We start from the raw sequence: 12,999 nt of genomic DNA, 5'->3' as shown, positions 1-12,999 counted from the left end.
TTACACTGCTCGTTTCACTTTTTAAGCCCTTCAGATCTCTATTTTAGAAATCATCTCTCAACTACATAGATTGCCCTAGAGAGGCTCTTGTGCTCATAGAGGAAGTGCACACATCTAGTTCTCAATCCAGCAGACCTTATCGTATCTCGCCAGTCCACGCTCGAGTCCGCCGCGAAGACAAGCCTTCCGTCTAGTATTTCTGCTACCTCAGAGAGGAACCCCTGATAGAGGTCGAGGAGTTTGACTCCCTTAGCGTTACTTGACCTGCCGTAAGGAGGGTCTGTCACTATCGTGAACTTCCCTTCTATCGGCAAGCTTGTGGCAGACCCCTGTGCTACCTCGCAAACGTAGTTGAAATAATCTAGGTTTATCTTCGCTTTATTAATCATCTTCACGTCCGCGTCCAATCCAACGCATTGGTTCCCTAACCATCTCGCTTCGATCAGGATTGATCCCAGCCCTAGAAACGGATCTAAAACCTTACCTTTTGGCCTTGATAAGTTAACCATCAATCTAGAGGTGTAGGGATCCATTGTGCCTGATTGCGAGAACGGTTTCTTAGAGTGTAAAACTAAGCTTCGGTTATCCCTTTCCTCCTCTCTGAGTCCGGCCAAGATAACACCGTCCGTGAATATCAGGTCCAACTTAGGGCAGGACCTGGAGGTCCTAACCCCCCTTAAGGACTCCAAATAAAGCGAGTTAAACAGGTCCTTATCCTTTCCAAGGATAACGTCTGGGTATATGGAGAAGCATTTTCCCCTTATAGAATCGTTTATCTCTTTAGGGTCATGAGAGATCGCAATTACCTCTCCTGAGACCTTTACGGTTGAAGATCTTCTAGCCACCCCTTGAACCGGTATCGCATAGAGCCCTACACCCGTCAGGAAGTGGACCTCCTGATTTGCCAGAGCTTGGAGCTCCGCCATTGAGGCGAAACTCTCATCGTTGCTTATCTTGGCGTATTTCATAACTTCACAGCTATTTGATCTGATATGTCAACAAGGTTGACTCTCTCTTTTGGAACTACCGAGTTAGAGCCTATTATTTCCTTTACGTTAGCTTGCTTCAATTTCTGAAGAGCCCCATTAACTAGAAGCATGTGAGCCGCCACGACGTTCACGCTCTCCGCTCCTAAGGAGTAAGCGATCTTACTCGCCTCAAGTAGCGTACCACCCGTGCTCACTATGTCGTCCACTAAGATCACGTCAAACCCCTTTAATGACGGTAAGCCTACACCTCTTACCTTTATCTCTCCCGTTCGCCTATCTCTTTCCTTCTCTAAGTACGAGAAATCACAGTTCAACTCCCTGGCCAGCCTCTCCGCCCTTCCGGCAGCCCCTCTATCAGGACCGAGTACGAAAGGTCTTTTCACGACCTTGGCTATCTCTCTAGCCAAGGAGGGGAGAGGGTCTACGACCTTAACCTCTCCTGGGAAGTAACTTAACGATTCAGGGTGGTGAGGTTCAACAGTGATAAACGTTGAAGCACCTAGAGAGTGAATGAGGTTTAGGATAGTTTTTACGCTTATTGCCTCACCGTCTAAGAACCTTCTGTCCTGCCTTGAGTAAGCTAGATAGGGAACTACCGCGGTAACCTTGGTTGCACCAACGTCCTTTATCGCCTCGATAGTTAAAAAGAGCTCTATCAGGTTTTTATCTTGAGGGGGCTGTGTCGTTTGGACCAGTATGACTTCCTCTCCAGCTAAGGAGCTCGGCACCCTTATGTAAGACTCTCCATCTGGGAAAACCTTATGCTCAACCTTAACTAACTTAGCTCCTATTATCTTTGAAAGCCTTTCATCTATTCCGTTGCTTGCGGTTCCACCTAAGACAATCATTAATGAAAGAGTGCACGTGAAGTTTTAAAGGTTAAGCGAGGAGGTTCACTCATGTATTACGTTTTCTTCGTTGGGACGGCTGGTTCCGGGAAAACTACCATGGTTAAGGAGTTCCAAGATTACCTTCTGGACCAAGAGATGGACGCCTCAATAGTTAACATGGATCCTGCCGTTGAGTCCCTTCCTTACGTACCCGACTTTGACGTAAGAGATTACATCGATTCTAGGGACGTAATGCAGAGGTTTGGATTAGGACCTAACTCATCCCTCATCGTATCAATAGATCTCCTTCTGACTAAGGCTACGGAGATTAAAAGCGATTTAGGGAACATAGAGTCGAACTACGTTCTGGTTGACACTCCCGGTCAAATTGAGCTCTTCGCCTATAGGGATAGTGGGAGGACCTTCTCCTCCCTTTTAGTTGGGGACAACAAGAGCGTCAACGTGTTCCTCATGGACTCATTCTTAGCTAAGGAAAGTAGAAGTTACGTCTCTTTGTTACTCCTCTCAAGTTCGGTCAGGTTCAGATTGGGTACCCCTCAAGTTAACGTTCTCTCAAAGACGGATCTGCTAAGCAAGGAGGAATTAGAGAGGGTTACAAGTTGGGGCGAAGGAGAGAACCTATTGGACAGCTTAGGGACGATAGACGACTACTCCTTTGAGCTGGTGAGGACATTGATGGAGAGCTTAGAGGTCCCACCCCTTCCCGTCTCGTCTCAAACTAGACAAGGCTTTGACGAGTTGTATGCGCTAATACAAAGGATTCTGGCTGGGGGTGAGGATTTCGAAACGGAGGAGAACAACAGTAGACTTTGACCTTGAGAACGACGAGGAAACTAATCTAAACCGTGAGGTTAAGCGAATCCCTCTGCGCCCAAACCCTAAAAGACCATTTGGTTTTTAACTCTAAGTCCTAAATCATTGAATCATGAGATTCAAGGTTATCGACGCCAACTCCGTAACGTCAATCTTCAGAACGCTAGCGGAGTTCATGCCAGACGTTACGCTCGTAGGGACTAAGGAGGGGATAAAGATAAGAGGAGTGGATCCCTCTAGGGTTACGTTAGTAAACCTGTTCATACCTAAAGGGTACTTCCACGAGTATGAGAGCGGAGAGAAAGACCTGTTAACAGTTAAGTTACAAGACCTGATAGACTCGCTCTCCAGCGTCAGGAAGAACGACAGCTTAACCTTCGAGTTGAAGGAAAGCTCGCTGTACGTCACGTTGGACGGAGAGTTCGAGAGGACGTTCGTGCTTCCCATCCTTTCCGGAGAGGAGGGAACATATCCCTCTTTGCAGCTCGAGCTAAACGCCAAAGTTAAGATGTTGACCTCCACCTTCTCTGAGGTCATGCGAGTCCTGAGCGATTTAGGTAAAACAGTTACGCTCTCGTTTGAGGAAGGGAAACTAGTGATCTCAGTGGAAGGTGATATAGGTTCCTCTAAGATTGAGCTAACGGAGGACTCCGGACTTCTAGAGGCTTCAGGAAGTGAGGCGAAAAGCACTTACAGTCTCGATTACCTAGAGAAAACAGTTAACATGAGGGACTCCTCAGACGTGGTTGAGTTAAACTTCGGGACTCAATTACCGCTTAAATTGAGGTTCGAGTTACCTCAGGATGGTTACGGTGAGTTCTACATCGCCCCAAGGGCAGAATAAAATCGTCAGGATGCTATACAGGGAGTACTATGAGAGAGCTGAGCTATCCTTACCCTTTGACATGGAATTAAGGGAGTTCGCTTATCAACCCATGGATAGTGGGAGTTACGTGAGGCACCTCTCCTTCTCTTCCCTGCAGGAGCTCAGACAGGCCCTAGTTCAGGACGTTCCGGCTCACCTTTTCTACTCCTCAGCCAAATATCAAAGACCGACAGCAAGGGATATGGAGGAGAAAGGTTGGATGGGCTCCGACCTTCAGTTTGACCTAGATGCGGATCACCTGTGCGAAACTAGGAAAATAGTCTTCTGCCCGGTTTGTGGAAAGGAGGTGATCGGAGGTAAGTGTCAAGAGCACGGTGTGGATGCAAGGGAGTACGTAGAGATCAGCGTAGATTGCCTCAAGAGGACTTGGGAGCTAGCTAACGTGCTAGCTGAGATCCTCAGGGAAGACTTCGATCTTAAACCCAGGATATTTTTCTCAGGGAACAGGGGCTTTCACGTCCTCGTTGAGTGTAGCGGTGAATGCGCCCTAATGGACTCTGAGGACAGGAAAGAGATAGTGAGGTACGTCTCAGGAGAGGGTGTCCCATTTAAGGGACATGAGGGAGACCCAGGATGGGCGGGGAGGATCTTGAGAACTAAGGGAGTTGAGGTAGATGAGCAGGTTACTGTGGACATCCATAGGTTGATCAGGATACCTGGGTCTGTCCACGGAAAGAGCTCCCTTTTAGTTAAGGAAATGGAAGAGTTCGTTTACGACATTTCTCTTTCCCCATTCAAGGGAAGGGCAGTTCTATATCCGTTTATAAGCGGGGAGTTCACCTTGATTGATACAAAGTTTTATCTAAATAAGGGTGAGCCGATCTCCATGACGGCAGGCTACGCAATATTCGCCTACTCAAAGGGCTTGGGGGAGGTGAGCTATTACGCTAGATGAGATTCTCTCTAGGGAAATCAAGGACGACGATCCGCAGACGGTTACCACCCAGGAAATTGAGGCTATAGCCTCTATCTTTAAGGGTCTTAGATATAAGTACAAGGACAACATTCACAACGCGGAGATAAGGGTTTACTCTGACATTGCCGATTCCCTTTTTGAGATCAGGCTGATGAAAGCCGTAGAAAATAAGGAAATGAGGGGAAGTTTCGACTCGTGGCAAAACGACGTTATATCCATAATGAGGGAAACTTACGTGAAGTACATCACCGGATCTTACGTTAGTAAAGAAGGTAAGATTTTATGTGAGGTTAAGTCTAAGCTAATCTTGAACGGTAAGACGTTTAATGAAGGGGACTACGTGATGGTAGGTCTCAATAAGGCTTTGGCTCTACGGTTGGCGGGTTACGTTAAACCGTGTGAGGTTAACTCGTAGATTATGTTCAATTGAAACTTTTATTTAACGTTCCCCTCTGAGGTCTCATACGTGGGAGACAATTGAACTCTACCCAACGCGTCTAAGGATAACGCTTAATTCTTTGTTCCTAACTGTTCGCATATGAATCTGAAGATCTGGATACCAGCGGCGCTGGTTGGCGTCATCTTAGTGGCGTTTTTCCTCTCCGTTCATTTTCAACCCTCGTTGCCCTTAAGTCAAGGCTTCATTAACTCAACTCTCGGTCCAGGGTCTATATTACAGAACAGCGGGCCTTTCGTAGTTAGCAACGGCACAGTTGTAGTAAGCCAATTAAACGGTGAAAGGTACACAACTTATCTCTTTACGTTAGGCGTAGGGATATATCAGCCTTCCCAGGTCAGCTCAGGGATAGTTGAGTACTTCAACGGGACGAACTATCACGGCTGGGTAGTTGTGCTCAACCTGAAAAACGTGGTGAGTTCTAACTACACACAATTGATTAAAGGGAACGGTACGATCACAATCATAGTTCATCGGGGCTACTCTGAGGCGGACATGTTTTATTATGGCAAAAGTTTAACTGCTTACCAGGAAAACCTCATCGTTTCTGCCTTAAGCCAATACCTTGAGAGGGAAGGCTAGGTCTCACCTCAACGTTGAACTCAGCGCAGATACCACTTGGTGGGCTGAGGGCCTTCTAGTTGGGTCAGGGTTAACCATTTCCTTGATTAGTTTAGCTAGATCTTGGTTTACATCTTTAAGGCTTAACGTCATGTAGAACCTCTGATAGTTTAGTGAAGCCTGCGCTAACGTTTGCTTGTAATCCCTCTTCTCCACGTAATCCTCCACCGCCTTATCCATCAGGTTGATCACGTTCACTGGGTTAAGGGCCCTTCCAGTGAGCAGTTTATATCCCGTAGCCCCCAGGGAGAACACATCCATCTTTGGGCTAGCGCCGCCACGGTTTAACATTGCCTCCACTTGATCCACGGGGCAATACTCTGGCGTGTACTGATCTATGGTTCCACCTACTCTCCTAGACGCCCCTAAGTCACCCAGTTTCACTTTAACCCTTCCTGTCAACAAGCTCTGCAACACCTCACCGCCCGTACTTCCAGGGTTAGAGGTGAAGAACACGTTCTTAGTTTTAACGTCTAGATGAACGTACCCTTCTGAGTGAACAACGCTCAGCGCATTAGCCACCTTCAAAAGTATGAACGCCACTATTCTCTCCCATTGAGCTGAGTGGAACACGTTCTGATTGCTCAAAATGGACTCGGCATCTCCTCCCTCCATGTACTCCATTACCATCGCAGGTGGGGACTTAAGGTAAAGCTCAAGGTTTCCGGACAGGATCTCTTTGATCGTTGTCCTGTCAACGAATATACCGTAAAGGGTCACCATGTCGTCCGTCTTAGCTGAAATCTCCTGAAGCTTGGATGACTCTCCAGCTAGATCAGTGAAAGTCGACTTGCTCAATCTAGTCCTCTCCGCGTTAGATGAAGCTGTAAGTAACGGGATCTTCATCGCGTATTTCGCTCCCCCTCTCTCTGTCAAAAATACGTAAGCAGTACCTCCCTTTCCAACGAAGGACCTCACTTGATAACCGTATAGCTCCCTGTTGATCCAAAGCGAAGGGTCCCAATTTGAAAGGGAAGGCAAATCGACCCTCTCTTCAACTTTCCGCGTTGATATTAACCTTCTAGCCATCTCCCTGGTTCTCTCGTCGTTCGTCTTGGCCAGGACTAGACCCGCTAGCTTCTCAGCGGTAAGTCTATCCCTCCTTTCGAGCGCTACGAGCAACTGGCTCACGTCGCGAGGAAATTTACCTGTTGCCAAGATACAGTTAACTAACGCCTTTAGGTCTCCGCACGAGTCGTATTCAACCTTATAGCTTGATGCAAGCCATAAAGAGGCCTCGCAATTGCCTTCCCTTGAGAGCTGACAGACCAGTTCAGTCGGGGTTACGCCTATCGAATTGAGAAAATTTACATACCTTCTAGCGCTGCCGTAGTTACCTTGTTTTAGGACAGAGATCAGGCGCGATTTAACCTTATCTGGGTCGGTTATACCCCTGGGTATTACAGATCCGCCTGAGGACGTGAGAAGGAGGGGAATGACGTAGTCGTATCCAGACGTGAAGACAAGTTTGCTCAATATGAAGATGAGCGCGCTCGCTGCGAAAGATGCAGAGGCCAAGCTCAGACCTAGGACTAGGGGTCTGTCCTTTAAGCTAGATAGAGAAAGGGGAATGGAAATCAATGATATTACGGCAAGCCAAAGGAGCGGTGGGAACGTGATTGTTACGTTTGACGGGAACATGGTTGTCAAGTTTAAAGAGAGCTCCTGATTGAGAAGAGCTGAGGCAGAATAAATTAGAATTATGGAGGGATAAGTTAATCCTACTGATCTGAAGCTTTGGAACGGTTTCACTCCAGGGGAGTAGCTCAACATGAGGAACGCGATCAGTCCTAGGAGCGATATTGAGGCGTAGGTGGGGAACGACGGCGAATTTTCTATAGACGCCCAGAGATTTAAAATGGGGTGAACGTAATTTTCAAATCCAAAGAAGGCAATCCAAATTAAAGGGAAGACCAGCAGAAGGTAAAGTAGGGAACTCACTACGAAAGTTTTCCACGTACCCTTGTGAAAGTAGAGCAGAAACGAGATAATGATAAGTAAAACTGAGGCTAGTATCGAGGCTAGGGCTTTCACGTTCAATTGGTTCACATTCATTGAAAGGTCTCCCATCGTTTCGGAAAAAAGGAAAACTGTAGAGACTGAAACGATGAGCCCGTAGGTCTTTAAGCTATGTTTAAGCACGGAACCCAAAGATAGGAGAGTAAGGAACGTAAGAGGGGTGTAGAGGAGAGTCTGAGGCGAGTCCTTTGACAAGCTTAAGAAGGCTATAGTTATCGCCTCTATAGCGCCTACTATTTTAAGTGAAGTCGACCATTTGGCTAAAAGTCTCTGACTCATCATGTCCTCTACTCAGGGTTATCTAATAAAACTTGAACAGCCTTTCGAGTTTGGGATTCGGCGCAAGTCTTAGAGGTTAAACAACGTTTGGGCCTTGGGTCACATCACGTTCCTTAAGTTCATTTCGTCTTCTCAAGTCCTTCTTTTTACGTTGTGAACTTCTATAAGATTTATAGAAATGATGGGCCCGGAGGGATTTGAACCCTCGACCTCCCGGTATCTGACAAGGTTATCAGCCGGGCGCTCTAACCATGCTAAGCTACGGGCCCTTAGATTCAACGAAGTTAGATTTAATGCGAATTCATTTAAAGCTTTTGCTCTCGAGGAGTTAAGGGACCCTTTAGTTTTCACACGAGAGGAGAGCCCTTATCTGAGACTGAATGCGTTATTAGTCTTTAATGAGAATTAAATCCCATGAGAGTCTTAACTGATCAGGAGCTAGTCCAAGCCTTAACTCCAGAGAAGGCGGTCTCAGCCATGAGAGAGGCTTTCTCCCTACTCTTCAGAGGGGAGGTACACTCGCCTCAAAGGACCGTCATGACATTTGGCGAAGATTGGTGGGGGGTAATGCCTTGTAGAACTAAGTATCTCTTCACAGTTAAGGTTGTGGCGGTGATTCCAGGAAATAAGAGCAGGGGGTTACCAGCTGTGAACGGGTCGGTTTTGGCCATGTCGCCGGACACCGCTGAACCCATAGCGATTCTACCAGGTGCGACCCTCACTGCAATAAGAACTGCAGCGACTTCAGTGCTCTCCACTGAGTTAGCCTTCGGGAGGAAAGTGGACGTTCTAGGGGTGATAGGAGCTGGGCAAGAGGCTGAGTTTCACATTAGGATAGCGAGGGGTTACCTCTCTACCTCAAGGATCCTGGTCTCGGCTAGGAGGAGTCACTTAGAGCTGTCCAAGAGGTTGGAAGTTGAGGCAGTTGATCTGGACTCGCTACTTAAGGAGTCGGACGTAATTTTCGCCACCACCTCCTCTAGCTCGCCTGTAGTGAAGGGGAGTTTGCTCAAGGAGGGCTTCCACGTAGTGAGCATAGGGGCTCACACCCCTGAGGCTAGAGAGCTGGACGATGAGACCGGGAAGAGGGCGAGGACCTTCATCGTTGATTCTCTCCAGGCCGTCTCCTCCGAGAGCGGGGATTACATACAAATGAGCGAAAGTGGGGTCCTCAAGGCTAGAGTCCTTGAGTTAGGCGAGGTCGTAGAACGTGATTTAAAGGTCGAGAGGCCTTCAATTTTCAAATCCGTAGGCGTCTCCGTGCAGGATAACTTAGCTTCATATTACGCAATAAAGAACGCGATCTGAACTTTAAAGGCGTGGCTTAGAGAGCGCTTAATACCCATCAATGCTAAATCCGGTGAGGGCTGTGAGGAGCGATGGGCGGCTCGATAGGTGAAGACACACTGCAGCGCTGAGCCCTTTCGTTAGCACGCTCTACCTCTCCTGGAAATTATCCTATATTTAACCATCCTGTCCACTGGGGAGAACCTGGGCGGATGAGCCGGTAAGGTCTGCCTACCACACCTAGGGCAGGTCTGTTTAAGAGTGTAACGTCCGTCTTCGGGACACCTCCTCATGAGCCTCATTTAGCCACCTCCGCGCTTATCCCCTCGTTCTTAGCCCTCTCCAATATCTTTTGAACGACCTCCTCTAACTTCTGAGCCACTGCCTTAACGTCAGTTCCAGAAACCTCAACCCTATACCTTGGGGCGCCTATAGTAAATATCTTAGTCTCCTCCTCGTCCAGATCGAAGACCTTCTTAATCTTCTCTATTCCGTTAGGGTCGGTCGTCCTAAGGAGGACAACTTTGCTTTCCTTCACCTTCTTTTCCTCCCCGTGCTTTGAGGCCTCCTCCAGTACGGGTTTAATCCAGATCTCTGGAACCCCAGCCTCAAGTAGGACGTTCTCCCCCTCCTTAGAGGCCTTCTGCAAAGCCTCAAAGGCGTCGCCGTACTTCTCCTCAAGTTTCCACGCCACTTGTTCCCACGCCTCCTTTTCCTGTCTCTTAAGTTTCTGGGATGCGATCTCTAGGATCTTATCGAGCTTCTGTAACCTCTTCCACTGAGCGTTCTTCTTTTTCCTATCGTCATCGTTTACCTTCTTTAACGAGACGTCAACCGTGCCCTTTCTCCTGTCGACCCTTATTACCTTAACTATTACCTTCCTATCCTCCTTCACCACATCCCTTATGTTCTTAACCCATCTGGTGCTTATCTCGCTCCAAGGGAGGTAAGCCTGCAAGCCTCCATACTCGTCTAACGTAACGTAGCTACCGTAATCGAAAACCTTCCTTACGGTAGCTATTAAAATTTCACCTTCCCTAGGTAAGGGATACCTGTTGTATATCATTTTAACCTAGCTGTCTTAATGTCTCCCCGACTATTTTTGCTTTCCCTCCCTGCGGGTAGACCAGTTGCGTACCGCAGGAGAGACACCTCGCTGGGAAAGTTGAGTTAGAGAAGACCACCTGCTCGTTGTTGCAGTTAGTGCACCTTACTCTAACGAACCTACTTGCGGGTTCGGGGATTAGAACCCTGATTTTCCTCATTTGATCACCTCAACCAACTCGAGTTTCTTAACTCTCCTACCACGTTTCATTATGGTGTAGCCGCACTTTTGACACTTGTAAGTTAAGACCTGCTTCTTCGTCACCTTAGCGTACCTCTTCTGTTCTGGCTTTCTCGTGCTACCGTAACCTAGGTTTTTCCTGTCGTACCTTCTCTGTCCCTCAGAGAGGGTCCTCCTCTTCCCTCCCTTATATATTGAAACGCTATGATCCGTGTGCGTCTTGCACTTAGGGCAGTAAGCCTTGACTAGCTTGGGGAACTTCATGAGAGAAGATGATAGATTGAGTTAAAAAGTCCATCTCTACCTGACTGAGGCTTGGATTAAGCTTAATTATTATATTTTGCATTGCAATCCAATGGCAGTTAAGAGAGATCTGCTTAGAAAGTTCAATTTAATTGACACGTTAGCCTTAGTGGGAATAGCTTCCATATCTATCCTAATAAGGGGATTGAGCGCTAACTATCCGCTCTCAATTAACGGTTTCGACTCATGGTACCTTTTCTATAACGCAGTTCTCATAGCTCAAGCTCACGGGAATTGGTACGCGGTTCCGCCAGACGTTCACTCTTGGTTCCCGTCGGGATACTTCATTGAGTTAGATAACGTGATAGGTCTGCCTCTCATCGCGGCTTTGCTTTCTTTACCCTTTTACTCTGCTTTCGGAGAGAACGCCGTGTACACGGTAGTTCTATTCATGGACCTAGCGTTGGCCGGCCTAGGGGTGGTAGCTAGTTACCTAGCTGTGGAAGGGTTAACTAAGAGCAGGATAGGGGCCATATTAGCTTCACTAATGATAGCGTTATCTCCCGCCCTGACCTATAAGAACTTGATAGGAGGCCTTCCAAAGACCTCCTGGGGTGGGGTTTTCGTACTATTTTCAATTTATCTCTTAAATTTAGCAATAGAGAGGAGGAAGCCAACTTATGGGGCAATCGCGTCCGTACCTCTTTTCTTAGCTGAGATATCCTGGGGAGGTTACACTTACATTGACATAAGTCTCTTGGCGGCGGCCTTCCTTTTGATTCTCCTCAACAGGAACGACGAGATAACGGCTAAGTCCTTCACTTTGATGGGAGTGTTCACAGCGTTCTTGACCTCCCTATCCCCGGCTAACATAGGTTTCCTCTCTGGGACAGCTCACGGGCTCTCATTGGTCTTCATATCTCTCCTTCTCTTTGCAGACCTCTACCTGAAGAAGTTGTTAAGCAAACAAAACCTCTTGAGGCCCTTAATTCTAACCTCAATAATAGTCCTCATATTCGTCTTGGCAATGGACTTACTTTCAGCGCTGAGGGTAACGCCCATACCTTCAAGGTACTACGCTATAGTTGATCCCTTCTATCAGATTACCGTACCCATAGACAAGACTGTGGCGGAGTACATACCTCAGTCTATAACCTCCATGTTGTTAGATTTCGGGGTCGCTCTGTTCCTATCTGTGATTGGGATGTACTACTTCATAAGGGAGGGCAACCTGGCTGGGTTGTGGCTCCTTATTCTGGGCGTCGCGAGCGTCTACGGGACCTCAGAGCAACCTTATCTTTTCAACTACACTGAGTACATGATCGCGCCCTTAGCTGGGGTAGGCATAGCGTACGTGATCACGAAGCTTAAGCAGGCTAGGATAAGGGTAGCACCTATCCTGCTATTGGCGGTCGTCGGGATATCACTAGTTGCAGACGCGGGCTCCGCCATAGTCGCTAGCAACACACCTAACGCCATAGTCACTTCCGCGTCTCCCTATCCCATTCCCAACTACGCTTGGATCTCAGCTCTAGATTGGCTGAGGACCCAAACCTCCCCTCACGCCTTCGTGTTGAGCTGGTGGGACTACGGATATTGGATAGAAGTGGTTGGTAACAAGACGGTGATAGATGAGAACAACACGCTTAACGGAACTCAGATAAAGCTCATGGCTGAGATCTTCCTGAATAACGAAAGTTTCGCAGCTAACGTTTTGGAGAGGGACTTTCACGTCTACCCATACGGTAACCCCAACTACACGATACCTACCTACGTTGTGGCTTACGATGCGGTCACCATCTATAAAGGGTACGCCTTCATAGGCTATCCAACTAACTTAGGAGGCCAGTTCCTAGGTTACACCTCAAGCTTAGGGGACATAGGTAAGGCTATGGGCGCAATGACCGTTATAGCGGGTTACCCAATCCAGGATTACATAAACGAGAGCCTACTGAATCAAACTGAGGTTCAGATAGCCAACGAGTTCTCCTCAGACCCCACCTTAGCCCAGCAGCTGGTAGGCTTGGTTGGTAACTCCTTTTCGTTCGCGTGGACCAGCAGGGCTTATCAGTCGCTTATAGTTAACATGTTCGTTGAGGGCCTTCAAGTCCAGGGTTTCCCGGTGATCGCACCTTTCACAGGGAGCATAACTCAGAGCGGAGTGAACTTCGGTACACCCCTTCCTCAGGTTAGGATGACGTACTTCCAACCTGCCTACATATCCATGTATCCTTTGTACCAAAACGGGCAGTATCAGGTTTACATCATGGTTTTAGTCTATCAGTTCGTCCAACCTGGGGTAGTAAGTTAACTCTTTTTCTATAAGGGAACTTCACTGGAGTGACTTGTATAC

14 protein-coding genes and 1 tRNA gene are annotated in these 12,999 nt (G+C 47.7%); 7 read left to right on the top strand and 8 right to left on the bottom strand.

The window, feature by feature from the left end; genetic code table 11:
- Nucleotides 1-50: 50 nt before the first annotated feature.
- Together MCUP_RS02275 and prs are read right to left on the bottom strand one after the other, a co-directional pair.
- On the bottom strand, nt 51-968 hold the full coding sequence (locus MCUP_RS02275) for a TRM11 family SAM-dependent methyltransferase (protein WP_013737050.1): 918 nt from the start codon (nt 966-968) through the stop codon (nt 51-53).
- Nucleotides 965-1,837: a ribose-phosphate diphosphokinase gene (gene prs, locus MCUP_RS02270; RefSeq protein ID WP_013737049.1), complete on the bottom strand. Its 873-nt coding sequence runs from the start codon at nt 1,835-1,837 to the stop codon at nt 965-967. The genes MCUP_RS02275 and prs overlap by 4 nt, the downstream gene beginning before the upstream one ends.
- A gap of 51 nt (nt 1,838-1,888) precedes the next feature.
- Between prs and MCUP_RS02265 the strand changes: the two genes are divergently transcribed.
- From MCUP_RS02265 to MCUP_RS02245, 5 genes are all read left to right on the top strand, one after another.
- A complete protein-coding gene (locus MCUP_RS02265; protein WP_013737048.1) occupies nt 1,889-2,653 on the top strand; it encodes a PRK13768 family protein in 765 nt (254 codons plus the stop codon).
- A gap of 112 nt (nt 2,654-2,765) precedes the next feature.
- Nucleotides 2,766-3,497 (top strand): DNA polymerase III sliding clamp, encoded by a 732-nt coding sequence (locus MCUP_RS02260; RefSeq protein ID WP_013737047.1) that lies wholly within the window; start codon nt 2,766-2,768, stop codon nt 3,495-3,497.
- Nucleotides 3,457-4,434: a DNA primase small subunit PriS gene (gene priS / locus MCUP_RS02255; RefSeq protein WP_048057394.1), complete on the top strand. Its 978-nt coding sequence runs from the start codon at nt 3,457-3,459 to the stop codon at nt 4,432-4,434. Before MCUP_RS02260 ends, priS begins: the two co-directional genes overlap by 41 nt.
- The gene (gene gins15 / locus MCUP_RS10255; protein WP_502525929.1) at nt 4,421-4,870 is read left to right on the top strand and encodes a DNA replication protein Gins15; all 450 of its coding nucleotides are present in this window, start codon (nt 4,421-4,423) and stop codon (nt 4,868-4,870) included. Before priS ends, gins15 begins: the two co-directional genes overlap by 14 nt.
- Before the next feature lie 123 nt (nt 4,871-4,993).
- Entirely contained in the window at nt 4,994-5,494 is a 501-nt protein-coding gene (locus MCUP_RS02245) for a hypothetical protein (RefSeq protein WP_013737043.1), read from the top strand.
- A gap of 3 nt (nt 5,495-5,497) precedes the next feature.
- On the opposite strand, the gene MCUP_RS02240 is transcribed toward MCUP_RS02245, so the two are convergent.
- Both MCUP_RS02240 and MCUP_RS02235 read right to left on the bottom strand, forming a co-directional pair.
- Nucleotides 5,498-7,831 carry a protein kinase domain-containing protein gene (locus MCUP_RS02240; RefSeq protein WP_148230889.1) on the bottom strand — a complete coding sequence of 778 codons (2,334 nt, stop codon included), beginning with the start codon at nt 7,829-7,831 and terminating at the stop codon, nt 5,498-5,500.
- A 182-nt stretch (nt 7,832-8,013) separates the two neighbouring features.
- Nucleotides 8,014-8,100: transfer RNA gene (locus MCUP_RS02235), tRNA-Ile, on the bottom strand.
- A gap of 145 nt (nt 8,101-8,245) precedes the next feature.
- On the opposite strand from MCUP_RS02235, the gene MCUP_RS02230 reads away from it, so the two are divergent.
- Nucleotides 8,246-9,139 (top strand): ornithine cyclodeaminase family protein, encoded by an 894-nt coding sequence (locus MCUP_RS02230; protein ID WP_013737041.1) that lies wholly within the window; start codon nt 8,246-8,248, stop codon nt 9,137-9,139.
- Between the two features lie 119 nt (nt 9,140-9,258).
- Here the strand turns inward: MCUP_RS02230 and MCUP_RS09825 are convergent, their stop codons facing one another.
- From MCUP_RS09825 to MCUP_RS02215, 4 genes are read right to left on the bottom strand one after another with little or no spacing between them, the layout of a single operon-like run.
- Entirely contained in the window at nt 9,259-9,420 is a 162-nt protein-coding gene (locus tag MCUP_RS09825; RefSeq protein ID WP_013737040.1) for an RNA-protein complex protein Nop10, read from the bottom strand.
- Nucleotides 9,417-10,184 carry a translation initiation factor IF-2 subunit alpha gene (locus tag MCUP_RS02225; protein WP_013737039.1) on the bottom strand — a complete coding sequence of 256 codons (768 nt, stop codon included), beginning with the start codon at nt 10,182-10,184 and terminating at the stop codon, nt 9,417-9,419. The genes MCUP_RS09825 and MCUP_RS02225 overlap by 4 nt, the downstream gene beginning before the upstream one ends.
- Before the next feature lies 1 nt (nt 10,185).
- Nucleotides 10,186-10,383 (bottom strand): 30S ribosomal protein S27e, encoded by a 198-nt coding sequence (locus MCUP_RS02220; RefSeq protein WP_013737038.1) that lies wholly within the window; start codon nt 10,381-10,383, stop codon nt 10,186-10,188.
- Nucleotides 10,380-10,667: a 50S ribosomal protein L44e gene (locus MCUP_RS02215; protein WP_013737037.1), complete on the bottom strand. Its 288-nt coding sequence runs from the start codon at nt 10,665-10,667 to the stop codon at nt 10,380-10,382. The genes MCUP_RS02220 and MCUP_RS02215 overlap by 4 nt, the downstream gene beginning before the upstream one ends.
- A 91-nt stretch (nt 10,668-10,758) precedes the next feature.
- Between MCUP_RS02215 and MCUP_RS02210 the strand changes: the two genes are divergently transcribed.
- Nucleotides 10,759-12,957: an STT3 domain-containing protein gene (locus tag MCUP_RS02210; protein ID WP_013737036.1), complete on the top strand. Its 2,199-nt coding sequence runs from the start codon at nt 10,759-10,761 to the stop codon at nt 12,955-12,957.
- Nucleotides 12,958-12,999 lie beyond the last annotated feature (42 nt).

The organism is Metallosphaera cuprina Ar-4 (genome assembly GCF_000204925.1).
GTDB lineage: Archaea > Thermoproteota > Thermoprotei_A > Sulfolobales > Sulfolobaceae > Metallosphaera > Metallosphaera cuprina.
Note: the sequence above shows the minus strand (reverse complement) of the source record. Positions and strands in the feature narration are given on the sequence as shown.